Annotated in this window: 22 protein-coding genes and 1 tRNA gene; 10 read left to right on the forward strand and 13 right to left on the reverse strand. The window is 69.5% G+C overall.

Features of this window, described 5'->3' with window-relative positions:
* Positions 1-8 precede the first annotated feature (8 nt).
* Both EDF42_RS03715 and EDF42_RS03720 read left to right on the forward strand, forming a co-directional pair.
* Positions 9-854, forward strand: a complete 846-nt coding sequence (locus tag EDF42_RS03715) for a DeoR/GlpR family DNA-binding transcription regulator (RefSeq protein ID WP_185040745.1) — start codon at positions 9-11, stop codon at positions 852-854.
* Positions 851-1,783 (forward strand): aldose 1-epimerase family protein, encoded by a 933-nt coding sequence (locus EDF42_RS03720; protein WP_123671488.1) that lies wholly within the window; start codon positions 851-853, stop codon positions 1,781-1,783. The genes EDF42_RS03715 and EDF42_RS03720 overlap by 4 nt, the downstream gene beginning before the upstream one ends.
* Positions 1,784-1,972: 189 nt before the next feature.
* Here the strand turns inward: EDF42_RS03720 and EDF42_RS03725 are convergent, their stop codons facing one another.
* Together EDF42_RS03725 and EDF42_RS03730 are read right to left on the reverse strand one after the other, a co-directional pair.
* Positions 1,973-2,293, reverse strand: coding sequence for a hypothetical protein (locus EDF42_RS03725; RefSeq protein ID WP_111085292.1), 321 nt, complete (start codon positions 2,291-2,293; stop codon positions 1,973-1,975).
* Between the two features lie 187 nt (positions 2,294-2,480).
* Entirely contained in the window at positions 2,481-3,296 is an 816-nt protein-coding gene (locus EDF42_RS03730; protein ID WP_148053892.1) for an SGNH/GDSL hydrolase family protein, read from the reverse strand.
* A 143-nt stretch (positions 3,297-3,439) separates the two neighbouring features.
* On the opposite strand from EDF42_RS03730, the gene EDF42_RS03735 reads away from it, so the two are divergent.
* On the forward strand, positions 3,440-3,994 hold the full coding sequence (locus EDF42_RS03735; RefSeq protein ID WP_185040747.1) for an SGNH/GDSL hydrolase family protein: 555 nt from the start codon (positions 3,440-3,442) through the stop codon (positions 3,992-3,994).
* A gap of 118 nt (positions 3,995-4,112) precedes the next feature.
* Here EDF42_RS03735 and EDF42_RS03740 read toward each other — a convergent pair.
* Positions 4,113-4,185, reverse strand: a tRNA-Lys gene (locus EDF42_RS03740).
* A gap of 53 nt (positions 4,186-4,238) precedes the next feature.
* Positions 4,239-4,400, reverse strand: a complete 162-nt coding sequence (locus tag EDF42_RS18615; protein WP_146249745.1) for a DUF2207 domain-containing protein — start codon at positions 4,398-4,400, stop codon at positions 4,239-4,241.
* 126 nt (positions 4,401-4,526) lie between these two features.
* Here EDF42_RS18615 and EDF42_RS03745 point away from each other — a divergent pair, with 126 nt between their 5' ends.
* The 3 genes from EDF42_RS03745 (at position 4,527) to EDF42_RS03755 (ending at position 7,211) form a co-directional block, all read left to right on the forward strand.
* A complete protein-coding gene (locus EDF42_RS03745; RefSeq protein WP_123671490.1) occupies positions 4,527-5,156 on the forward strand; it encodes a DNA-directed RNA polymerase subunit beta in 630 nt (209 codons plus the stop codon).
* A 589-nt stretch (positions 5,157-5,745) separates the two neighbouring features.
* On the forward strand, positions 5,746-6,345 hold the full coding sequence (gene sigK, locus EDF42_RS03750; RefSeq protein WP_123340923.1) for an ECF RNA polymerase sigma factor SigK: 600 nt from the start codon (positions 5,746-5,748) through the stop codon (positions 6,343-6,345).
* Entirely contained in the window at positions 6,342-7,211 is an 870-nt protein-coding gene (locus tag EDF42_RS03755) for an anti-sigma factor domain-containing protein (RefSeq protein ID WP_123671491.1), read from the forward strand. The genes sigK and EDF42_RS03755 overlap by 4 nt, the downstream gene beginning before the upstream one ends.
* Positions 7,212-7,435: 224 nt before the next feature.
* Here the strand turns inward: EDF42_RS03755 and pstB are convergent, their stop codons facing one another.
* The 7 genes from pstB to EDF42_RS03790 form a co-directional block, all read right to left on the reverse strand.
* Positions 7,436-8,215, reverse strand: coding sequence for a phosphate ABC transporter ATP-binding protein PstB (gene pstB, locus EDF42_RS03760; RefSeq protein ID WP_123671492.1), 780 nt, complete (start codon positions 8,213-8,215; stop codon positions 7,436-7,438).
* A 34-nt stretch (positions 8,216-8,249) separates the two neighbouring features.
* Positions 8,250-9,335, reverse strand: a complete 1,086-nt coding sequence (gene pstA, locus EDF42_RS03765) for a phosphate ABC transporter permease PstA (RefSeq protein ID WP_123340920.1) — start codon at positions 9,333-9,335, stop codon at positions 8,250-8,252.
* 12 nt (positions 9,336-9,347) lie between these two features.
* Positions 9,348-10,298 (reverse strand): phosphate ABC transporter permease subunit PstC, encoded by a 951-nt coding sequence (gene pstC, locus EDF42_RS03770; protein WP_123340919.1) that lies wholly within the window; start codon positions 10,296-10,298, stop codon positions 9,348-9,350.
* A 173-nt stretch (positions 10,299-10,471) separates the two neighbouring features.
* Positions 10,472-11,575, reverse strand: a complete 1,104-nt coding sequence (gene pstS, locus EDF42_RS03775) for a phosphate ABC transporter substrate-binding protein PstS (RefSeq protein ID WP_123340918.1) — start codon at positions 11,573-11,575, stop codon at positions 10,472-10,474.
* A 210-nt stretch (positions 11,576-11,785) separates the two neighbouring features.
* Positions 11,786-12,733, reverse strand: a complete 948-nt coding sequence (locus EDF42_RS03780) for an NUDIX domain-containing protein (protein WP_123671493.1) — start codon at positions 12,731-12,733, stop codon at positions 11,786-11,788.
* Positions 12,730-14,895, reverse strand: a complete 2,166-nt coding sequence (locus EDF42_RS03785; RefSeq protein ID WP_123293277.1) for an RNA degradosome polyphosphate kinase — start codon at positions 14,893-14,895, stop codon at positions 12,730-12,732. The genes EDF42_RS03780 and EDF42_RS03785 overlap by 4 nt, the downstream gene beginning before the upstream one ends.
* A gap of 75 nt (positions 14,896-14,970) precedes the next feature.
* On the reverse strand, positions 14,971-15,966 hold the full coding sequence (locus EDF42_RS03790; protein WP_123671494.1) for a DUF418 domain-containing protein: 996 nt from the start codon (positions 15,964-15,966) through the stop codon (positions 14,971-14,973).
* Positions 15,967-16,179: 213 nt separating this feature from the next.
* On the opposite strand from EDF42_RS03790, the gene EDF42_RS03795 reads away from it, so the two are divergent.
* The 3 genes from EDF42_RS03795 (at position 16,180) to EDF42_RS18620 (ending at position 22,350) form a co-directional block, all read left to right on the forward strand.
* Positions 16,180-16,461, forward strand: a complete 282-nt coding sequence (locus EDF42_RS03795; protein ID WP_027466625.1) for a hypothetical protein — start codon at positions 16,180-16,182, stop codon at positions 16,459-16,461.
* A gap of 106 nt (positions 16,462-16,567) precedes the next feature.
* Positions 16,568-21,961: a DUF6531 domain-containing protein gene (locus EDF42_RS03800; protein ID WP_123671495.1), complete on the forward strand. Its 5,394-nt coding sequence runs from the start codon at positions 16,568-16,570 to the stop codon at positions 21,959-21,961.
* Positions 21,962-21,981: 20 nt separating this feature from the next.
* Positions 21,982-22,350, forward strand: coding sequence for a hypothetical protein (locus EDF42_RS18620; RefSeq protein WP_148053891.1), 369 nt, complete (start codon positions 21,982-21,984; stop codon positions 22,348-22,350).
* Positions 22,351-22,416: 66 nt separating this feature from the next.
* Here the strand turns inward: EDF42_RS18620 and EDF42_RS03810 are convergent, their stop codons facing one another.
* Positions 22,417-22,830: a hypothetical protein gene (locus tag EDF42_RS03810; RefSeq protein WP_123340913.1), complete on the reverse strand. Its 414-nt coding sequence runs from the start codon at positions 22,828-22,830 to the stop codon at positions 22,417-22,419.
* Between the two features lie 351 nt (positions 22,831-23,181).
* Between EDF42_RS03810 and EDF42_RS03815 the strand changes: the two genes are divergently transcribed.
* Positions 23,182-23,529, forward strand: a complete 348-nt coding sequence (locus EDF42_RS03815) for a hypothetical protein (RefSeq protein WP_185021209.1) — start codon at positions 23,182-23,184, stop codon at positions 23,527-23,529.
* Positions 23,530-23,547: 18 nt separating this feature from the next.
* On the opposite strand, the gene EDF42_RS03820 is transcribed toward EDF42_RS03815, so the two are convergent.
* Positions 23,548-24,141 (reverse strand): hypothetical protein, encoded by a 594-nt coding sequence (locus EDF42_RS03820; protein ID WP_123340911.1) that lies wholly within the window; start codon positions 24,139-24,141, stop codon positions 23,548-23,550.
* Between the last annotated feature and the right edge of the window lie 42 nt (positions 24,142-24,183).

Here is a 24,183-nt window from a genome sequence, read left to right on the forward strand (position 1 = left end):
CTAGAGCCGTGACCGACGACGACCTCTCCTTCCTGGCCGGATCGCTGCCCGCGCCGCTGCGGCAGGACCGCATCGTCTCCATCGTCGAGGGTGCACCCGGCATGGTCCGGACCGCCGCGCTGGCCGCGTCGCTCGGCACGAGTGAGGTGACGGTCCGGCAGGACCTCGCGGTCCTCGACCAGGAGGCCCGGATCCGCCGGGTGCACGGCGGAGCGGTCCGCCTCGGGGCCGGGTCCACCGAGCGCCCCTTCGAGGAGACCGCCGTCGAGCACCAGGTGGCCAAGGCCGCCATCGGCCGTGCGGCCGCAGCGCTCGTGCGGTCCGGCGAGTGCGTCGTGCTCGACGTCGGCACCACCCCGGCCGCGGTCGCCGAGGCGCTCGTCGCCCGCACGGAGCTGTCCGACGTCACCGTCGTCACGAACTCGCTGACGACCGCACTGGCCCTCGAACGCGCCGTGCCGCGGTTCACCGTGATCGTCACCGGCGGCACCCTCCGACCGCTCCAGCACTCGCTCGTCGCACCGTTCAACAACACCCTGTTGCCGGTGATCGCCGCCGACATCGTGTTCCTCGGTGGCACCGGTGTGGACGTCGCGCACGGTCTGACCAACGTCAACCTGCCCGAAACCGAGGCCAAGCGGGTGCTCGCGGCCACGGCTCGGCGTACCGTCGTCGTCGCGGACGGGTCGAAGTTCGGCCGGGCCCACATCGGGGTCGTCCGCGCGCTCGAGGACATCGACGTCGTCGTCACCGCCGAGGCCGAGGCGGACGCGGTCGCCACGATCCGGGCGGCCGGCGTCGAGGTCGTCGTCGCGGACGGCGAGGACACATCCGGAAGGAACCACACCCCATGACCGCAGCACCCACCGGTGGCCAGTACCGCCTGCACCACGCCGGACCGGACGGCGTCGTCGAGGCCGTCGTGACCGAGGTCGCCGCCGGCATCCGAGAACTCCGCGTCGCCGGCTTCGACCTGACCGAGCCGTTCCCCGTCACCGAGCAGCCGCCCGGCGCCAACGGCATCGTGCTCGTACCGTGGCCGAACCGCGTCGCCGGCGGGGTCTGGGAGCTCGACGGCAAGCGGCAGCAGCTGGACGTCTCGGAGCCGAAGTACGGCAACGCCTCGCACGGCCTGCTCCGCTTCGCGCCGTACCGCGTGGTGTCGCAGACCGAGACGGGGATCGTGCAGGAAGCCACGATCCACCCGCAGCACGGCTGGCCGTTCACCCTCGAGACCCGCGTGCACCACGAGCTCGTCGACGACGGCATCCGGGTGACGCACGAGATCACGAACCGCTCCGGTGTCCGCGCGCCCTTCGCCGTGGGGGCGCACCCGTACCTGCGCGCCGGCGACACCCCGGCCGACGACCTCGTCGTCACGCTCGACGCCGCCACCGCCTTCACCGTCGACGAGCAGAAGGTGCCGAACGGGTCCGTGTCGGTGGAGGGCACGCCGTTCGACCTGCGACGGGGGCAGCGTGCCGGTGACGCAGATCTCGACACCGCGTACTCCGACATCACCCCGGACGCCGACGGGGTCCGCCACACGACGCTGCACGGCCCCGAGGGCGACGGCGTGCAGCTCTGGCAGGACGCGTCGTTCCCGTACGTGCAGGTGTTCACCTCCCGGGAGTACCCCCGCGGCGACGGGAAGGGTCTGGCCGTGGCGGTCGAGCCGATGACCGCTCCGGCCAACGCCCTGAACTCCGGCGAGGGCTTGCGGTGGCTCGAGCCCGACGAGACCTGGACGGGCACCTGGGGCATCCGCCGCGTCTGGTCCTGACCGTCCCCCCGCAACCCGTCTCGCGAAAGCGACTCCGTCCCGCCGAAGGTTCGCGGCACAGTGTCGCTCTGGCGGAGTTGTCGCGGGTGGGGCCGGCGATCTGTCGCTTCGGCGGGGGAGTCACCGCTCCACTGGAACCGCGAACGTCGCCCCGGTGCGGGGCGGCGTTCGTCGTCTCGGAGCTGCGGGTCAGCCGCGGCGCATGCGGAGCGCCTCGACCGCGAGGGACTCGCTGGCGTAGCGCCCGACCTCGTGCGCCCAGGCCGGGTCGTCCCCGCGCAGGGCGATGAAGTCCTTGCGCTGTCGGCACACGTAGCCGAGCACCGCGGTGGCCGTCGCGACCTCGATGAAGTCCTTGCGGATGTGCCGGGTCGTGACCTGCGCGTTGCGACGGAGCGTGTCGAGCAGGAGCTCGTTGCTCATCGTCGTGTTGGTCGCGGCGGCGAGCTCGACGATGCGGCGCGCGTCCCCGGTGCTGCTGGTCTGCGTGGCTTCGATGGGCTCGATCACGGTGTACCCCGTTCGTTCGTGGTGGTGCGGTGCTGCAGGATCCGGTGATCGGATCCGGGAACGACACTATCGGCGGCAGCCCAACAGTCGGCTGTGCGCAGGCTGATGTGTGCAGGGGATCTGCCATGAGCCAGCTGGGGGCGACTTGTACCCCGGTGTACTGATCGGGTGCTCGCCGATCACGCTGTCAGGAGCAGCGGTCGGACGGGTCGGCGCTGGCGAGCTGTTCGAGCGCGCCGTCGATCTTGTCGGCCAGGTACCGGTAGCCGTCGTCGTTGAGGTGCTGCCCGTCGCCCGCCGCGTAGCTGCCGCTGTTCATCGCCGTGAACCACTGCCGGTCGACCGCGTCCACGAACGGCACGCCGGCGTCCCGAGCGCCGGCCGCGACCGCCGCCGAGATGGCGACGGTGGTTTCCGCGCGGGGCTGCGGGGCCGACGGCCCGATCGCGACGACGACCGCATCGGGCCACTGCCGCTTCGCCGTCCGCAGTGCCTGCTCGACACGTTCCTCGAGTGTCGACGCGCTCACCAGCCAGTCGTTCTGGCTGCCCTGCACGATGACCAGCCGGGGGTCGAGCGATGCGTTCTGCTCGATCCGCGCACGATAGGTCATGGTGGGGGAGTGCGACCTCCCGGTGTTCACGTAGCCGCTCCCGGCGACACCGTCGATGGTGGCGTCCCAGCCGCGCTCCGTCGCGAGGTCTTGCGCCCACCCGTGCACGCCGTCTGACGAGCCGCGGCCGACGGTGTACGAGTCGCCCACGATGAGCACCTCCGCGCCTCGGGCCATGGCCGACGACACCCGGGAAGCCGAGACGGTCGACGTCGCCGGGATCGTCAGGCACGCATCGGACACCGCCGGCAGCATGACGAGGAACCCGCCGACGCCGAGTGCCATCGCGCTCAGGGCGACGGCCGGCAGGTGCCGTCGCCTCTTGCGTCGTCGTCTGCGCGGCAACGAACGGGGACCGTCCGGCCATCCGCCGTCGGTTCGTCGGGCCACGGCCGGGATTCTACGCGGCACGGTCCGGACGCCTGCTGACCGGTGAAGGAGTGTCCTCGAACGCGGGCGAGCGCCCGCGGTCCGAGCCGCTGATCGTGGTTTGCTGATCGGGCTCGCACCTGACACCGACCCTGGGAGCCCCCGTGACGACCGTCACCTACGCCGGCGACAGCATCACCAACCCGGAGAACTCGTTCTCGTGGACACGGTTCCTGACCGGGACGGACCTGCGGCTCGTCGCGGGCGTCGGGATCAGCGGTGCGACGTCGGCGACGGTCCGCAACGCCGCCGCGCCCGTGGACGCGGACGTCCTCGTCGTCATGGTGGGGACGAACGACATCCGCCTCGGTGTGGGCCGGTCGACGATCCGCGACAACATCGCCGCGATCGTCGGCATCGTGGGCGCCGACCACGTCGTCGTCGCGCAGGTCGCGCCGTCGAACCTCACGGACTACGGCACCGACCACATCGACCGCGCCGCCGGCGGCTTCGCCCACAACCGCGACCTGGCACGCTTCACCGCCGACAACGGCTGGCTGCTGGTCGATCCCTGGTTCCCGGTCCGTCGCCTCGACGGAACGTACGCGACCGGAGCCGCCGATGCTGACGGCGTGCACCCCACCGTGGCGACCGGCACCGCTGCCGGGGCGCTCCTGTCCAACACGATCCGCATCGCCGCTGGCGGGGCATCCGCCTGACGAGCGCGCTGCACTCCTGGTGTCCGTGTGCCCCGTGGGGGCGGCGTTCGGGAGGCTGTGGGCCCCGTGGGGCTCGAACCCACGACCCTCGGATGAAAAGCCGGCGTTCAGGAGAGTGTGGGCCCCGTGGGGCTCGAACCCACGACCCTCGGATTAAAAGTCCGGTGCTCTACCAACTGAGCTAGAGGCCCTCACCCGCAAGGCTAGCGGGTGAGGGCCTCTGGGAAGAACCTGGTGTCGAGGGTCAGCCGCGACGCCCGGTGAGCGTCCGCAGCAGCCACAGGACGACCGCCACGATGAGCAGCACGATGCCAACCCACAGCAGGAACTTGAGGCTCGCGGTGAAGCCACCGACGAACAGCAGGATGACCGCGATGACGGCCAGGATGATGAGCAACGGGTTCATGGGGGAGTCCTCTCCTTCACGTTCGGGAGGAGCGCCTCCCGACGAGACACCGTACCCGCGGCGCTGCCGTTGCGTTCTGCGCGAACGGAAGGCGGGCGTGTCACCGGCCGTGCCTACACTGACGCGGTGCCTCGCGATCACCACCGTCCTGTCCACTTCACCGATGCCGAGTTCGCCGCGATCCAGGGCGGCGAGGACCCGGCCGTCGTGAACCGTGTCGCGCACGAGACCGCGAACGCGCTGCTGCACCGGGTGCGTCAGGACCCGGACCCCGCGGTGGTCGAGCGGCTCGTCACCTACACGGACGTGCACGGCATCGACGCGATCGCCGAACTCTGGGCACGGGTGGGTGCGCACACCCTGCCGGGTGCCCTGTGGCGGGTGTACCTCGTCCGCACGGTGATCCGGCAGAACCCGGAGGAGATCGCGTACTTCTTCCAGCGCGGCACCGAGCGCATCGGCACGATCGACCAGGCCGTCGCGGGGGCGGAGCAGCCGACCGGTCCTGCCGAGATCCTCACCCTGGCGGACCGCATCCTGCACGGGCTGTACACGGGCGACTTCGCCGTGGCGCTCGACCGTGGGGCGGCGTTCTGCCGGCTGACCGCGGCCGGTGCGACTGCGGTGGCGGACGACTCCGACCTCACCGCGACCAGCCGCGCGAGCGAGTTGACGACGCGCGCGCTCCGTCTGACGGAGCTGGCGGCCGACCTGACCGAGGCGGCGGCGCTCTGGCGTCGCGAGAGCCTGGACTAGCGAGCGAACGCGCCGGACCCGCACCGGGCCTCCCGGCAGAACGCGAAGGGCAGAACGCCGAAGCGCAAGCAGACAGCCGCAGGGCAGAGAAAAACCGGGCCGCAGAAGCGCCTCTCGGCGCGAGGCCGCTCGAAGCGGCGAATTTTGGAGCCCGGGGCTTGCTGCGGCCCGGCGACACCAACTCTACGACGCGTCGGCTGTGTCCGCTGCCCTGTTCACTCTCGGTGGACAGATCCGGACCCGGGCGTGCCCGACAGAGGGCCCGGACGCGGCGTCCCGACAACTTCTCGGCATCCGATCCAATCCACCACGGGCACCGCGCCGAATCATCAGCGTGACGGACTTGATGACCGTCACGAACGCGAGAGGCCGGGCGTGACCCGGACCGGTATCCGCCGGTCAATTCCCTGTGGGTCACGCTGGCCTCTCGTCTCGACCGCACGACGCGGCGGCTTCGTCCTACCCGGGGCGCGGCCGCAGCACAGCACCACCAGCACCACCGCACCACCAGCACCACCGCATCACGCAGCACCCCTGACAGAACGGCCACAACCGGTCGCCGACGCACCCGAGAGGAGGGAAACCTGCAATGCTTGCCCTCGTGGATAGCGACACCGAACGCTGGAGCTCGTCAGAGCCAGCCCAGGCATCGCCGGACGACCTCTTGGCGCGGGTTGCCTCCGGTGACCAAGCCGCCTTCGCGGACCTCTACGACGCCCTCTCCGGCCGGGTCCTCGGACTCGTGACGCGGCTCCTCCGGGACCGCGCCCAGTCCGAAGAGGTCACGCAAGAGGTCTTCCTCGAAGTCTGGCAACAGGCCACCCGGTTCGACCGGAAGCGCGGGACCGCCTCCAGCTGGGTCCTGACCATGGCGCACCGCCGAGCGGTGGACCGGGTCCGGGCGTCGCAGGCCTCGCACGACCGGGACACGAAGATCGGTATCCGCGACCTCGAGTCCGGTTTCGACCAGGTCTCCGAGTCGGTCGAGATCCGCATCGAACACGAACGTGTCGGCAGGGCCCTGGCCAAGCTGACCGAGTTCCAGCGGCAGGCCGTGCAGCTCGCGTACTACGGAGGCTTCTCGCACAGCGAGATGGCCGAACAACTCGGTGTCCCCATCGGCACCGTCAAGACCCGTCTCCGTGACGGGATGATCCGACTCCGAGACGAGATGGGGGTGACCTCATGACCGAACGACACGACGACCCCGCCCTGCTGACGGGTTCCTACGCACTCGACGCGCTGTCCGACGATGAGCGCATGCTCCTCGAGGACGTCCTCACGACGTCGCCCGAACTCCAGGCCGAGGCCGACTCGCTGCGCGAGACCGCGCTGCAGCTCGCCTTCGCCGCCGCTCCGATCGAGCCGCCGACGTCGCTCCGCGCGTCGCTGCTGGCCCAGATCGCGACGACCCCGCAGGCTGCACCACTGGCCGAGACGGCTCCTGCCGTCGACACGACCTCCGTCCAGGAGGCCCGTCCCGAGCCCGCCAGGCACGTCGCCTCGATCGCCGACGGCTCCACCACCGGTGGCCGGGCGACCTCCGAAGCTCGCCGCCGCTGGTTCCAGCGTCCGGCAGCCATGCTCACCAGTGCTGCTGCGGTCGCCGTGGTCTTCCTCGGTGTCGGCCTGGGGGTCGGCGTCGCGAACGGTCCGGCCGACGGACCGGGCACCGGCACCACGCAGGCGTCGAGTGGCCTCGACCGCATCTACGCCGCGTCGGACTTCCAGCGCAGCACCACCAAGGTCGAGGGCGGCGGCACGGCCACGGTCGTGTGGTCGGGCGACCTCGGCAAGTCCGCGGTCATCCTCGACGGTGTCGCCCAGGCGCCGAAGGGCAAGACGTACGAGCTCTGGTACATCGGCTCCGAGAACGAGGGCGGCACGATCAAGTCGGCCGGCCTGGTCGACGGTGTCGCCGACGGCGTGCACTCGGCGGTGCTGACGGGCTCGATGTCCGACGGCGCGACGATCGGCATGACGGTCGAGCCGGCCGGTGGTTCGGAGCAGCCGACCACGACGCCGATCATGGCGGTCCCGACCACCTCGGCCTGACCCTCCCGGGAAGACCGACCCCGCCCCGGTTTCGTCGTTCCAGCGCGTATGCAACATGGAGCGCCTGCAACGAGCGACGAGGTCGACGTCGCACGACATCGAGGGTGTCGTTCTGCGTCGGCACGAGCACCGCCCCCAGCGCAACCACGAAGGCCCGGTGCGCGTCCGTGGCGGACGTGCACCGGGCCTCCCGGTCGTCCGTCAGGCCGACGGACGGACAGCGATCAACCGAAGCGACCCGAGACGTAGTCCTCGGTGGCCTGGACGGTCGGGTTCGAGAACATCGTGGTGGTGTCGTCGAACTCGATGAGCTTGCCCGGCGCACCGGTGCCGGCGATGTTGAAGAAGGCCGTCTTGTCGCTGACGCGCGAGGCCTGCTGCATGTTGTGCGTGACGATGACGATCGTGAACTCCTTCTTGAGCTCCTCGATCAGGTCCTCGATGGCCAGGGTGGAGATCGGGTCGAGTGCCGAGCAGGGCTCGTCCATCAGCAGCACGTCGGGCTGCACCGCGATGGCGCGGGCGATGCAGAGACGCTGCTGCTGCCCACCGGACAGGCCCATGCCGGGCTTGTCGAGGCGGTCCTTGACCTCGTTCCACAGGTTCGCGCCCTGCAGGGACCGCTCGACGATGTCGTCGGCCTCGGACTTCGAGACGCGCTTGTTGTTGAGCTTCACGCCCGCGAGCACGTTGTCCTTGATGGACATCGTCGGGAACGGGTTCGGACGCTGGAAGACCATGCCGACCTGGCGACGGACGAGCACCGGGTCGACCCCGGGGCCGTACAGGTCGTCGCCGTCGATCTTGACCGAGCCCTCGACCCATGCGCCGGGGATGACCTCGTGCATGCGGTTCAGGGTGCGGAGGAAGGTGGACTTGCCGCAGCCGGACGGGCCGATGAAGGCGGTGACGGTGCGGGGCTCGATGGTGATGTCGACACCCTCGACCGCCTTGAACTTCGAGTAGTAGACGTTGAGGCCGTCGACCTCGATGCGCTTGGACACGTTGATCCTTCTGGTGGGTGGGGAAGTGGGTTCGCTAGCGCGAGAGCTTGGGGGCGAAGAGTCGGGTGACGAACCGGGCGAGCAGGTTGAGCACCATCACGATGAGGATGAGCACCAGCGCGGCGGTCCAGGCACGGTCGACGAACGGCTGCGGGTTGGCACCCTGCTGCGAGTACTGCGTGTACGCGTACACCGGCAGGGTCATCATCGGGTCCTTGAACAGGTCGTAGTTCATGCTCGCGGTGAAGCCGGCGGTGACGAGCAGCGGGGCCGTCTCGCCGATGACGCGGGCGATGGAGAGCATGACGCCGGTGGTGATGCCGGCGAGCGACGTGGGGAGGACGACCTTGAGGATCGTGAGGTACTTCGGCACCCCGAGGGCGTAGGACGCTTCGCGGAGCTCCATCGGCACGATCTTCAGCACCTCTTCGGTGGAGCGCACGACGATCGGGATCATCAGCACCGACAGGGCGACCGAGCCGACCAGGCCGAAGCGGGCACCGGGGCCGAGGAACAGCGCGAACAGTGCGTACGCGAACAGACCGGCGACGATCGACGGGATGCCCGTCATGACGTCGACGAAGAACGTGATGCCCTTCGCCAGTGCGCCGCGGCCGTACTCGACCAGGTAGATCGAGGTGAGCAGCCCGATCGGCACCGAGATGAGCGCCGCGAACAGCGTGATCTCGAGCGTGCCGATCAGCGCGTGGATCGCGCCGCCGCCCTCGGAGATCACCCCGCGCATCGAGTACGAGAAGAAGTTCGCGTCGAAGCGGGCGAGACCGTCGGCCAGGACCGTCCAGAGCAGCGACACCAGCGGCAGGACCGCGATGACGAAGGCGGTGATGACGAGCGAGGTGATGAGCCGGTCGACGGCCTGGCGTCCGCCTTCGACGATGCGCGAGACGACCACGATCAGGACGTCGAACAGGACGGTGCCGAGGAAGAGCGCTGCGACGACGTTGAAGTCCTTGACCGAGCCGCCGGCGTTGAGCAGGGCGAACACGGCCACCAGGGCGACCCAGCTGCCGACCAGCAGCAGCCACGGAACCGAGCGGTGCAGCTTGCCGTTGGCGTAGACGTTGCCGGCGGTGCCGGTCTGACGGAGGGCGAGGGACATCGGGTGGACCTCTCAGCTGACCCGCGTGCGGACGATGTACCGCGCGAGCATGTTGATGACCAGGGTGATGACGAACAGGATCAGACCCGACGCGATCAGGGCGTTCAGGGCGGTCCCCGATGCCTCGGCGAACTGCAGCGCGATGTTCGCGGCGATCGTCGAGGGGTTCTGCGAGGTCAGCATCTGGAAGGTGACGTTCGTCGAGACCGACAGCACCAGGGCGATCGCCATCGTCTCACCCAGGGCACGTCCGAGCCCGAGCATGATCGCGGACACGATGCCGGACTTCGCGAACGGCAGCACGGACAGTCGGATCATCTCCCAGCGCGTCGCACCGAGGGCCAGGGCGGCTTCCTCGTTGAGCGTGGGCGCCTGCAGGAAGATCTCGCGCATGACGGCCGTCATGATCGGGATCGCCATCACGGCGAGGACGATCGACGCGGTCAGGATGGTGCGGCCGGTGCCGGACACCTGGCCGGAGAAGAGCGGGAACCAGCCGAGGTACTCGTTCAGGAAGCCGTAGAAGGGCTTCACGAACGGCGCCAGCACCACGATGCCCCAGAGGCCGTAGACGACCGACGGGACCGCGGCGAGCAGGTCGATGACGTAGCCGAGCACCGGGGCGAGGCGCCGCGGTGCGTAGTGCGAGATGAACAGGGCGATGCCGAGGGCGAGCGGGACCGCGATCACGAGCGCGATGAGCGCGGACCAGACGGTGCCGAAGACCAGGGGGCCGACGTAGTCCCAGAAGTTCGTGGCGTTGTTCGGCAGCTCGCCGACCTTGGCGGCGAACGCCGGGATGCTCTGCCAGACGAGGAACGCGGCGACGAGCACGAGCACGAACAGGATGAGGCCGCCGGCGATCACCGAGGCGGCGGAGAACACCCGGTCACCGACGCGGACGACGGCCTTCGGCTTGGTCGGGGTGACGGTGGCCCCTGGCTGGGCCGGTGCGGTCGTCATGGGACTCCTGTCGGAGGAACGCCGGGGGAGGCGACGGGTTCGGGTGGTGGAGCGTGGAACGGGGTGCTGGTCGGACGGGCGCTGGCGGTGGAGCCGGGCTGCTCGCGTCGCGACGAGCAAGGGCCCGGACGCCGGTCAGGTGGGTGGGACCGGCGTCCGGGCGCTTGGGGGTCTTACTTGATGGAGTCGACCGCGGCAGCGGCCTTCTCGGCCAGGTCGGACGACAGGGCGGCCGACTTGGCCTCCTTCGCCGCGGCGTCCTGGGCGTCGCCGGTGACGACGTAGCTCAGGAAGCCCTTGACCAGGTCGGCCTTGTCCGAGTCCTTGTACTCCTGGCACGCGATGGCGTAGGAGACGAGGACGAGCGGCCAGGCACCGTCAGCGGTGTCCTTGCGGTCGATGTCGATCGCGAGGTCGTTGTCCTCGCGGCCGGTGGCGACCTTCGAGTCGGCGACGACCTGCGCGGCGCCGTCGGCCGAGATCTCGGTGGCCTTGTCGCCGACCATCAGCTTCGCCTTGTCGAGGTCACCCGCGCCGGAGTCGTCGATGTAGGTGATCGCGTTGGAGGCGCTGCCCATGGCGGAGGCGACACCGGAGGTGCCCTTCGCGCTGTCACCGACCGAGTACGGGAAGGTCTGGCTCGGCTCTTCGGTCCAGACGTCGCCGGCGTTCGCGGAGACGTACTCCGAGAAGTTCTGCGTGGTGCCCGAGTCGTCGGAGCGGTGCACGACCGTGATGTTCGCGTCCGGCAGCTTCGCGTCCTTGTTCAGCGAGGCGATCTCGGAGTCGTTCCACTTGGTGATCTTGCCCGAGAAGATGCCCGCGATGGTCTTCGCGTCGAGGGTCAGGTCGCTGACGCCGTCGACCTTGTAGGCGATCGCGATCGGGGAGATGTAGACCGGGATGTCGATGGCCTTGGTGTCGGCCTTGCACAGGTCGAAGGAGCCCGAGAGCTCCTCGTCGTTCAGTGCTGCATCGGAGCCGGCGAAGTCCGCGGCACCCGAGATGAAGTTCTTGCGGCCGGCGCCCGAACCATCGGGCGTGTAGTTGACCGTGACGCCCGAGGCCTGGTCCTGGAAACCGGCGGCCCAGGTGGCCTGCGCGGTCTGCTGGGCGGACGAGCCGGAGCCGGTCAGGGTTCCGGTGAGGCTCGAGGAGCCGGAGTTGCTCGAGGAGGACTCGGTGCTGCCCGCGTCCTCGTTCGCCGCGCACGAGGAGAGCACGACTGCGCCGGCGATCGCGATTGCTGCGATCGAACCGATTCGCTTGATGTTCACAGGGGTCCCTTCGGGGATGGGGTGCAGTGGGACCACTGCGGTCCCTGGGCCGGTGCCGACCCGGGAGCGACTGTAGGGACGCGAGGTGACGGGGATCACGCGCGTTGGTGAACGGAAGGTGAACGAGGGGTTGTGCCGACCGGGAGGCGCGGATCGCGTTCCGGGCGCGGCGGACGCCCGGCACGTGGCCGGGTGCAGGGCGTGTGGTCGCTACGCCGGGATCGTGTTGCGGTGCGTCTCGACGGCGACGAGGGTCTCGCCGGCGATGTGCATCACCGAGAAGTCGCCGACCGAGAGCATCGCGGCGCGGCGGAGGTCGAACCGGCCGGAGTCGTCGGCGGTCGCGGTGGCGATCCGGGCGATGATGTCCGGCACCACCGGCCCGTGCGAGCACAGCACCGCGGTCTTGCCCTTGTCGAGCCGGCGGCGGACGACGCCCTTGACATCGGCGGCGCCGCGGTCGTGGGCGTCCTGGCTGATGTCGGGGGTGCTCGAGACGCCGAGCTTCGTGGTGGCGGACAGCGGTTCGACGGTGGCGAGGCACCGGGCCGCCGTGCTGCTCACGATCTTCTTCGGGCCGAACGCGGCGACGGGCGATGCCGCGGCCTTGGCCTGCGAACGACCGACGGGCAGGAGTGGACGGGTGGCGTCCGGGCCGTTCCAGTCGGAGCCGGGCACGGTCTTCGCGTGCCGGAGCGCGATCAGGGCGAACGTGCGGTGGTGGCCGGCGGCGGCGCGTTCGGCGAACCGGTCGAGGATCGCCACGTCGCGCTCGTACGTCAGACGGTTGCGGGCGTCGTCGATCGTGACCCACTCGAGGGCGGCGACCTCGTGGTTCGGGGTGAAGTCACCCGCGCGGGCGTACTCCTTCGACGAGACGCGGGCGGCCCAGTAGTGCACGACCTTGTCGCGACCGTTCGGCAGCACGTACTCCGCGGTGCCGAGCGGGGCACCGAGGTGCACGCGGTACCCGGTCTCCTCGTCGATCTCGCGCACGGCGGTCGTCGGGACGGCCTCGCCCGGGTCCACCTTGCCCTTGGGCAGGGAGACGTCCTTGTGGTGGTCGCGGTGGATGAGCAGCACGAGGGGCGTGCCGTCCTGTTCGCGCCAGACGACTGCGCCGGCGGCGAGGACGGGGCCCGAGGGACCGCCGCTCACCGAGTGGAGCGCTTCCGAGCCGAGATCTTCCGCATCGTCACATTCTGCACGTCTTCGAGCGGGCGACCGTCATCGTCGGTCGAGTGGCGGGTCCACTCACCGTCGGACTCGAGGTGCCACGAGCTCGCGGTGTCGGCCATCGCCAGGTCGAACATCGCGAGCACCTCGTCGATGTGGTCCGGTGCCGTCAGTCGCACGAGTGCCTCGACGCGGCGGTCGAGGTTGCGGTGCATCATGTCGGCGCTGCCGATGAAGACCGCCGGGTCGCCGTCGTTGTGGAACGCGAACGCGCGGGAGTGCTCGAGGTACCGCCCGACGATGCTCCGCACGCGGATGGTGTCGCTCACGCCTTCCATCCCCGGCTTGAGCGAGCAGATGCCGCGCACCCAGACGTCCACCGGCACGCCGGCCTGGCTGGCCAGGTACAGGGCGTCGATGATCTGCTCGTCGACCATCGAGTTGACCTTGATCCGGATGCCGGACGGCTTGCCGGCGCGGGCGTTGTCGGACTCGGTCTGGATCCGCTTGAGCAGCCCCTTGCGCAGGTGCAACGGCGCGACGAGCAGCCGCTTGAACTTCTTCTCGATCGCGTAGCCGGACAGCTCGTTGAACAGGCGGGTCAGGTCCTTGCCCACGGTGTCGTCCGCGGTGAACAGGCCCATGTCCTCGTAGATGCGTGAGGTCTTCGGGTTGTAGTTGCCCGTGCCGATGTGGCTGTAGTGCTTGAGCGTGCCGCCCTCTTGCCGGATGACGAGCACGAGCTTCGAGTGCGTCTTCAGCCCGACCAGTCCGTAGACGACGTGCACGCCGGCCTTCTCGAGCTTGCGGGCCCACGTGATGTTGTTCTGCTCGTCGAAGCGCGCCTTGATCTCGACGAGCGCCAGGACCTGCTTGCCAGCGGCCGCCGCGTCGATCAGGGCCTCGACGATGGGGCTGTCACCCGAGGTGCGGTACAGCGTCTGCTTGATCGCGAGCACGTGCGGGTCGGCCGCGGCCTGCTCGAGGAACGCCTGCACGCTCGTCGCGAAGGACTCGTACGGGTGGTGCACGAGGACGTCGTTCGCCTTGATCGCACGGAACAGGTCGGGCTTCGTGTTCGGCTCACCCGGCTGGAACTGCACCGGGGTCGTCGGCACGTGCTTCGGGTAGTGCAGGTCCGGGCGGTTGATCTTCGAGAGCTCGAACAGGCCACCGAGGTCGAGCGGCGACGGCAGTCGGAAGACCTCCTGCTCGGTGATGTCGAGTTCGCGCACGAGCAGGTCGAGGGTCACCGGGTCCATGTCCTCGGTGATCTCGAGGCGGATGGGCGGACCGAACCGGCGACGCAGGAGTTCGCGCTCAAGGGCCTGGATGAGGTTCTCGGCCTCGTCCTCCTCGATCTCGACGTCCTCGTTGCGGGTGACCCGGAACACGTGGTGCTCGAGCACCTCCATCCCCGGGAACAGGTCGTCGAGGTGGTTCGCGATGAGGTCTTCGAGGGGGATGAAGCGCATCCGGCCGGAGTTGTCGTCCGGCAGCTTGATGAAGCGGGAGAAGTTCTGCGGCACCTTGAGGCGCGCGAACTCCTGCCGCTGCGACTTCGGGTTGCGGACCCGGACCGCCAGGTTGAGCGAGAGCCCGGAGATGTAGGGGAACGGGTGCGCCGGGTCGACCGCCAGGGGCATGAGCACCGGGAAGATCTGCTCGTTGAAGTACTCGCGCATCCGGAGCCGGTCGGCTTCGTCCAGGTCGGACCAGTGCTCGACGTGGATGCCGGCGGCGTCGAGGTCGGGCTTGAGCGACCCGATGAACGCCTGGGCGTGCCGGTCCTGCAGCTCGTGGGCCTTCTTCGCGATGTCGCGCAGGACGTCGCTCGGTGCACGTCCGACGTTGGTGGGCACGGCGATGCCGGTGTCGATGCGGCGCTTCAGGCCCGCGACCCGGACCATGAAGAACTCGTCGAGGTTGGACGCGAAGATCGCCAGGAAGTTCGCCCGCTCGAGCAGGGGCTGCGTGCGGTCCTCGCCCAGCTCGAGCACCCGCTGGTTGAAGCGGAGCCAGCTCAGCTCGCGGTCGAAGTAGCGGTCCGACGGCAGCGACTCGTGCTCGATCTCGACGACCTCGTCGAAGTCGTCGAGGTCGGGTGCGACGGATTCGCCGTCGAGCTGCGGTTCGGTGTCCATGTCCACATCCTGCCACCCGGGCCCCGTGGCCGGAGGGCCTCCGGTGGACGCTGTGGAAACACGCGGTGAACGCGCTCAGCCGGACGTCGACGGTCGGCGCAGGACCGGGACGTGGCCCCACCGCGTCACGACGCGCCACGACCACTCGACCGGGCCGTACGTGAACCGGCGCAGCCAGAGTCGGCTCGCGATCGACTGCACCGTGATCGAGAGGACTCCGATCACGACGACCGGCCACGAATCGGCACCGTGCTGCAGGTCGAGGGCCGGTCCCGCGACCCAGGCGATGACGGCCGCGGCCACGAAGTTCGTCAGGGCCATCCGGCCGAGCGGCTCGAACACGGCTGCGAGCACCCGCTGCGCCGGAGTGTGCCAGAGCAGGGCGAACCCGGCCGTGTACGCGATCGCCATGACGACCCCGGCGATGCCGCCCGGTGTGGTGAAGCGCGGATCGCCGGGCGTGGTCGTCTGCCACAGCGCTGCCGGGACCGCCGCGACGGCAGCGCCCCCGAACACCACACCGATCCACCTGGTGCCGCGCTCGGCGACCCACGGCAGCCCGAACGCGGCCGACCCGGCGCCGAGCAGCATGAGTCCGGGCAGGCTCAGCACACCGCCGCCGGTGGACACGTACGCGGCGACCGTCCCCACGGCCCCGAGCAGCAGCACCGGGAGCCGGGGGAGCAGCAGGACGAACGGCATCACCACGAGACCGACCACGCCGTACTCCGCCAGGATGTTCCCGGGGTAGATCAGCCAGAGCAGTGCACCGATGGCGAAGAGGGCGACCAACCGGCGGACGAGCACCGCCCAGACGGCCGCACCACGTCGGCGCGCACCGTCCTGCACGAACCACAGGCCCATGCCGAACAGGAACGCGAACACCGGGACGAAGCGCGTCTGCACGGTGAAGTCGAGCACGTCCCGCACGGGGTCGTCGTGCATCGGGTCGAGGGCGGCCCCGATCTCGGTGATGTCAGCGATGTTCACGGCGATGATGCCGGCGAGTGCGAACCCGCGGACGGCGTCGAGCAGGTGTGCGCGGTGGGGGAGTTGCGGTGAGGTGGTCATACCTCCGACCTCAGCGGAGGACGCACCGGTCTCGCGTCGTCCCGACGGATGATATTCCGTACATCACCAGAAGTGTCGCGCTACGGCGTGGAAGAATGGTCACGATATACGAACGGTGACATCTGCGTCGGTTTGTGGGTATGGTGGTCCCGTCAGAGCCTCCGGGGGGATTCCACTGCGCGGGGGTGCAGCTACGAATGAAAGAGGTTCATCATGTCGCGTGTCCTTTCGACCGAGCAGGCCAAGACCGCCATCCGTCAGGTCCAGTCGATCATCAACGGTGGTTTCACCGACCAGATCTCGCAGCTCGACGCCCAGGGCCGGATCCTGTCCGACTCGAACGTCTGGGACGGCCCGCTCGCGGCGACCTTCCGTGGGTCGACCTGGCCGGAGACCAAGGCCGCCCTCGACAAGGCGAAGACCGAACTCGAGCAGCTCCGCACGCAGCTCGACAAGATCTCGCAGGACATCTTCACCGCGGGTGGCGGCGCGTAAGCAGCCACTCGTTCCGCCCGGACCGTCGCGCTCGCGGCGGTCCGGGCGTTCGCGGTCGGTGGGGCCGCGTGACCAGCACGACCAGTACGACTTCGGGGGATGAACCATGGCTGACCTGCACGGCAACGATCCGGTCAAGTTCGACAACGGCACGGCCGACGCACTCCGCACGGCGCTGAACAGCGCAGCCGAGTCGATCGAGGGGCAGGCCGGCTCGCGGCAGTCCTACGTCACCACCGCGTCGCAGGAGTTCCGCGGGCACTTCTCCGAGCTCTTCGCGCAGAACGCCGGCACCGCGAAGAGCGACGCCGAGGACATCGCCACGAACCTGCGCACGGTTGCGGGCTGGGTCGACCAGATGAAGGAAGCCGCCAAGAGCGAGAACGCTCGCCGCAAGACGGCGAGCGACTGGTACGAACACCACGAGAACCGCAACTTCATCGAGGTCGCCGTCGACTGGGCCAGCGGTAACGACAACCCGCCCGAGGTCAAGCACGAGGATGCTCCGACCTTCGCGCCTGCCAGCGGAAAGTCGACGACGCGTCAGACGCCCAACCCCGGCGCCGGTGGTGGCGGTGGTGGCGGGACGTCGTCGGCGAAACCGGAGGACCTCCGTTCCTTCGCCACCGGATCGACGTCGCTCAACAGCGACCTCGCCGGCAAGCCCGCGGGGCTCCGCGGCAAGCTCGACGACTTCGCGACGAAGTGCTCGTGGGGCACGATCAACGCCGACGGGCTCGTGTCGGCGTTCGACAAGTGGCTCGCCGCCAACGGCCAGGACGTCACCTGGGCGAACACCATCGCCGACGCGTTCGCTGCTGCCGGCGGTGAAGGCGCCGTCTCCACGGTCTCAGACGCCGCGCTCGCCGCAGCCCTGGCCGCCGCGGGGGTCTCGCAATACCGCACCGACCTGCAGTTCGCTCCGCCGTCGGCCTACGGGGCCCAGCCGACGACCGGCTACTCGATGGACCCGGTCAACACCACGACGGGCAACTTCCTCGAACCGGAGCTCGACCTCGGGTTCACCGGTGCATCTGCAGCGCTGCAGGTCACCCGCATGTACAACTCCCTCGACCAGCACGTCGGGCTCTTCGGTCCGGGGTGGGCGTCGATCCTCGAGACCCGCCTGCTCCTCGACGACGAGGGCGCATCCTTCGTCGGGGCCGACGGCCGTCAGGTCCGGTTCCCGCGCGACGGCGAGGGCTGGGCGCGCGGAGTCGGCGAGAACCGCTGGCTCGCGGCCGAGGGCGACCGGCTCGTCGTCCGCGACAACCAGGGCGAGCGCATCGAGTTCTCGCCGTCCGGGCAGTGGCTCGGGCAGCGGGGCGGCGCCGGTACTGCGGTCCGCGTCGAACGGGACAGTGACGACGTCGTCGTGCGTCTGGTGCACGAGCGCGGACGTTCGATCGACGTCGACCACGTCGACGGCCGGGTCGCGGTGCTCCGCGCGTCCGACGGCCGCCGGGTCGAGTACGGGTACGACGACCGGGGCCGCCTCGTCACGGCGACCGATGCCGTCGGTACCCGGACCTACGGCTGGAACGACGACGACCTGATCACCACGGTCACCAGCGCGGCCGGTGTCGTCGAGGTCGACAACACCTACGACGACCAGCGCCGCGTCGTCGAGCAGGTCAGTCCGCACGGCCGAACAGTGCGGTTCGCGTACCTGCCCGGCCGGGTCACAGTGGTGTCCGACCACGACGGCTCGCGGTCGAACTCCTACATCGCCGACGCCAAGGGGCGTCTCGTCGGGGTCATCGACTCCGACGACCGCCGCCAGTCGATGAGCTACGACCGGCACGGCAACCTGGTGTCGGCGACCGAGCGCGACGGGTCGGTGACCGTCCACGCGTACGACGACCGCGGTCGGAAGACCCGCACCGTCACGCCGTCCGGCGGCGACCTGACCTACGGGTACGACGACCAGGACCGCGTCACGACCGTCGTCACCGAGGCCGGCGCCGTCGTCGCGTACGAGTACGTGGGCGACGACCGCGACCCGTCGGTCATCACCGACCCGATCGGCGGCCGGACGGAGCTGACCTGGGAAGACGGCGCCCTCACCCACGTCGTCGACCCGACCGGCGTGGTCCTGACCTTCGACCACGACGCGTTCGGCGAGCTCGTCGCGACCACCAACGCCGTCGGCGACACCGCTCGCATCGAGCGCGATCCGGTCGGTCGCCCGGTCGCCGCGGTCAGCCCCTCCGGCGCACGGAGCGAGTACCGCTACGACGCCGCCGGGCTGCTCGTCGAACGACGTGACGCCGACGGAGCCGTCTGGCGCTTCGAGTACGGCGCCGGCTCACGCATCGCAGCAGTCGTGGACCCGCTCGGCGCTCGGACCACGTTCGACTACGCCCCGAACGGCGAGCTCGCGACGACCACCGACCCGCTGGGTCGGCGTGTCTCGCGGACGTTCGACGACCAGGGGAACCTGGCGGAGCTCGCATTGCCGGGCGACGCGGTCTGGACGTTCGCGCACGACGCCTTGTCGCGCCTCCAGGCCGTCACCGACCCCGCTGGCGCGACCTGGCGGCGTGAGTACGACGTCGTCGGCGAGCTGACGGCGACCGTCGACCCGACGGGTGTCCGCCAGGAGTTCACGGACGACGTCGCGACCGGTGTCGCGACGCTGCGCGACGCCTTCGACACCGCGACCGTCCGGTTCGACGAGTACGGCCGACCCGTCGAGTCCACGTCTGACGAGACCGGTTCCGAACTCATCACCTACGACGCCGCCGGTCGCCCCGTCGAACTCGTCGACGGCGAAGGCGGACTGACCCGACTCGAGCGCGACCTCGCCGGTCGCGTTGTCGCATTGGTCGCCCCCTCGGGCGCGCGCTCCACGTACGAGTACGACGCCTGCGGGCGTCCCGCCGCAGCCACCGACGCCGCGGGGGCGCGGACGACGCTCACCTACGACGCGGACTCCCGTGTCGTGGCCCGGACCCTGCCCACCGGCGAGGTCGAGGAGGTCACGTACGACGCAGTCGGGCGCGTGGTCACGCAGACGACTCCGGGTTCCGGCACCGCGCGGTTCCGCTACGACCAGGCCGGGAGGCTCGTCTCCAGCCACGACGCACGCTTCGGCCGTCGTCGGTTCCGCTACGACGCAGCCGGGCAGCTGATCCAGGTCGTCAACGGTCTCGACGGGGTCACCTCGTTCGAGTACGACGAGCGCGGGCGCCTGGTGACGATCACCGACCCTGCCGGCGGGACCACACGACGCGAGTACGACGCCGCCGACCGTGTGGTCGCCGTCACGGACCCGCTCGACCGCACCGCCACAGCGGCCTACGACCCGGCCGGGCGCCAGATCCGCCAGACGGATCCCGACGGCCGCACGACGGAGTGGACCCACGACGCGGCTGGCCGACAGCGGGCCGTGCTCGTCGACGGTGCGGTGCAGTCGGAGATCTCCCGCGACGCCGTCCACCGCACGGTCGTCGTGACGGACCACACCCGTGGTGCCGGTCGGACGATCGAGCACGAGCTCCAGCACGACCGCCGTGGCCTGCTCGTCCGCCGTGCCCGAGGCGACCAGTCCGTCGCGTGGGAGTACGACGCCGACGGCAACCGCACGGCTCGGGTCGACCCGAACGGCACCCGCACCACCTACCGTCGCGATGCCGTCGGCCGCGTCGTCGGGGTGGAACGGGACGGCGCCCCTGCCGGCACGTTCTCGTACGACGCCTCGGGTCGGATCGTCCAGGCGGCCACGGGCGACCTGGTGCAATCGTGGTCGTACGAGGGTGGCGCACTCGTCGCGCACACCTCGACGACGCTCGACGGTGCCACCACCACGCGCATCGAGCGCGATGCCGACGCGCGGATCACGGCGATCGACGGACCGTCCGGAATGGTGTCGTACGAGTACGACGCTGCCGGCCAGCTCGTCCGCGCCGGGGGCTCGACGTGGACCTACGACGACCGTGGGCGGCTCGTCGCCGAGACCGTCCGCGGGGCCGAGACACGCTCCGAGTACGACGCTGCCGGTCAGCTGGTCGCGACGATCACCGAGGCCGGCCGGACCGAGTACGTCCACGACGGTCTCGGCCGACGCATCCGGCGGACCACCGCCGACGGTTCGACCACCGAGTACGCGTGGTCCGACCTGGGGTACCTCGCTGCCGTCGTCGACCGCGACGCCGCGTACGCCGAGACCGGTCGGCTCGACGTCTGGGTCGATGCCCTGGGTGAACTCGCCGAGGTGGCCGGGGTCGCCGCGTGGTGGGACTCCGCCGCGGTCGTGCCGTCGCTCATCAGCATCGCCGACACGTCGTTGCTCGACCTGCCGGGGGGTGTCACCGCGATCGGCGATGTCGTCGCGCAGCCCGCGTGGCGCAGTGCTCGCGCGACCGACGCTGCCGACCCTTGGGCGGCGCTCGCTGCCGTCACCGACGTCGGACTGCCCGCGGGGGTGGCACTGACCGGTTCCGGTGGGGTGTCCGTCGCGGGGCTGGAGTGGCTCGGCGCCCGTGTGTACGACCCGGCGGCGCGGGGCTTCCTGTCGGTCGATCCGCTCGCGCCGATCCTGGGTGCGGCGTGGTCGGGGAACCCCTACTCGTACGCCGGCAACGACCCGTTGCAGGCCGTCGACCCGCTCGGGTTGCGGCCGGCGACGGACAAGGACCTGCAGGCGTACCGGGATGCGCACCAGGGGGCGATCGCGGCTGCCGGGAGCTGGTGGAACGACAACTGGGAGTACGTCGCCGCAGGTGCTGCGATTGGACTGGGTGTCGCGCTCATGTTCACCGGGGTCGGCGGCCCTGCTGGAATCGCGCTCATGGCTGCGTCTGGGGCGTTGCTCAGCGGGGGCGTCTCGGTGGCGTCGCAGAAAGCACAGACCGGAAAAGTAGATTGGGGCAGAGTCGGAGTCGACACTGCTGTGGGCGGCGTGCTCGGTGCAGCCGGTGGCGGAGCAATGATGTTCGGCAAGGCTGCCATGGCAGGCGCACCTGCAGGCCAAGCGGCGCGAGCCGTCGCGGTCAACATGGGTGTCAACGGAGGGGTCGGTGCTGTGAGTGGTGGTGTGACCAACCTTCAGAAGAACGGCTGGCAGATCCGCAACGGGTGGGAGTTTGCGGGGGACGTCGTCGGCGGTGGGGTGTCCGGTGCTGCCGGAGGAATGGCTGGTCCGGCCGGGGGCACGATCGCTAAGGAAATCGGGTACTCAGCGTCCGGAGCGCTCGCTCAGGGGACGTCCTTGGTGCTGAGCGGCGCATCAACGGCGGCCGGGACGGCAGTCAGTCAGGTGATCAGCGGGGACGGAGTGGATCTCGGCACTGTGGCGCAGAACGGAGCCACGGGTATGGCGGGCACGTACGTCAGCGGGAGGATCCTCCCGGGTCAGCACGGAGTGGATACCCTTGCGCAGATGCCCTACTTCCACCCGCGAACCCCCTCCGGCGCGTTCAACTTCTTGCAGAAGAACACGAGCACCTTGTGGGGATCGGCCGTCGGCGGTTCGGTCGTGGGAGGTCTTTTCGGATGACGAGTCGATCAAGCCGTCGAATGCGACCTTGGTTCGTCGATGCTGTTGCAGCCATCGCTTGCCTGGTAATCGCCTGGTGGCGCTTGCGGAGTGGTCCCCAGGACATCAACGTCCCCGCGGCGATCATTGTCGGTGCCGTTGCACTCGGCTACGGGAGCGCCGTCGGATGCTGGTCGAAGCTGAACGATCGTCGCCCGGTGGTACTGGCCGCGCTGATGGTGGTTGTGGTCTTGGTCTTCATCGGCCTCGTCGGCGCTGCTCGGCCGATTGCGGGTCTTCAATGGTTGTGGCTGCTCACCGCCTTTGCCGGTCTGATCAGTGGCGCAGCGGTCGGCGATCGCGTGAGCGTACGGCTCCGGGGAACTGCGCAACCGAGGATCGAGCGCTGACCAATCCTGTGTGAGCTGCTTGGTGCAGACAAGCGGTGTCCGTTGCGGAGTCGACGGGGCAATGGGTCAGCGCGCACATTCTCGTAGCCAAGAATGCAGTCGCTCGACTTCGACCGCCGTGAGCGTGTGCGCGACGGCCTCGACGTTCGGCGTGATGACGAGAGCGATTGCGTCGCCCGGCACGTTCTGTCGCGCCGCATCGATGGGTGCTCCCGTGACCTGTTCTCCGCCGAAGAACAGGAATGCGGTCGGAGTCGAATCAGACTCGATCTGTTGCACCCGACGGTTGACAAGGCTCGAGAGCTCTTCGCCACGAAAGACGGCGACGACGCTCGCAAACTCCATTGTCACGATGAGCTGGAGGCGACGGGTCAAGCCGCGGGGTTCGGCGGAAGCTGTGATCCGAAGACCGCCGGAATCCCACGTCGACGGTGACGGCATCTGGATCGCTCCCGCCTTGGAGGCACGTTTTTCGAACATGCCGAAATGCTACTGACGTGTGCTGCTGGGCGGGCCGCCCGCGAGCAGGAAGGCCCTCGCAGGCCCCGATGAAACCAGTCAGATCGACGTCCAACGGCGACGGCTCCATCACCCTCGGCGCCGACGGCCGTCCCCTTGAAGCCGACGACGGCGCGGGCGGACTGACCCGCCTCAGACCTGATCTCGCAGGCCATCCTGGGAGGGTGGACTGCCTGCCGGCTGGCCAGATTGTCGGCACGACGGGCGTCGGAGTCACGGTTGACTGACACCGGCGCTGAACGAGTCGCGCGGAGAAGGCGCGTGCGGCGGGACAGGGTTGCGGCATCGATCGTCCTCGCTGTCGTTGTCCTCGTGCCCCTGCTGGGCTTCTTCGTCGGGCCGATCACGTTGAAGGTGTACGACGCAGGACACCGGGTGCATGCAGTCTGTACCGTCACTTCTGCCCACAGCAGCGCCGGATCGTCCCACTCTCTGAAGGGGATCGGTTCGTCGATGGCGCAGATCGTGTTCGAGACTTCGGACTGCGGAACACTCGTTCTGCAGCGGGGCGTCACCCGCGACAACGAGGACGACCTCGCCGAGAGCATCGTCCCGGGCGAGCGCTACGAGTTCGACGTCGGCGCGGCCTCCTTCGCCATGCGGAGCTTCCTCAACACGATTCGACAAGCCGTCTACGTCAACAGCTTCGAGCTGGCCTGAGGGCGGCTGAGGCGCTCGTCAGTGCCCGAAGACCCGGACGAATTCGTTCCACTGCGCCGGCGCACGCTGCTCGAGCCATGCGCACAGTTCCTGGTAGGCGGCATCGATCGACAGGACGCTGATCACACCCCGTTGGCCGTGCACCTTGATGTCGAGCCCACCGAAGCGGTTCGTGGTGGGTCGGATGTGCTTGATCGCCGCCGGGTCGACGGTCCGCGGGGCGCGGAACATCGGGGTGACCACCAGCTGCGAGTCGTACGCCTCGACGCGACGGCGTTTCTGCCCGACGCCGAGGTAGAGGAACAGGAGCCCGAACAGCACCATGCCGACGCCGGCAATGAGCATCCCGATCGCGTCGGGGTCGTCGAGCAGCGTGAGCGTGGCGAGGAAGAAGAACCCTCCCACGACGATGAACACGATCCCGATGATGCGGAGCAGCAGGTAGCTCCACCGGCGTGCGCGGACGGTGAAGAGCACGCCGTAGGCCTCGTCGCCGACGACGGTGGACGGTGGTCGCTTGCGATCGCTGCGGCGGACGAGCGCACTGACGGCGGCCGGGATCGCGATCATCGCGAGCAGCGCGATGAGGACCGGCGAGAGGTTGAGTGTCACCGATCTGCCCCCGTTCGTGCGTGCGGACGTCGTCGTTCGATG

The sequence above is a fragment of the Curtobacterium sp. PhB172 genome (assembly GCF_003752545.1).
GTDB lineage: Bacteria > Actinomycetota > Actinomycetes > Actinomycetales > Microbacteriaceae > Curtobacterium.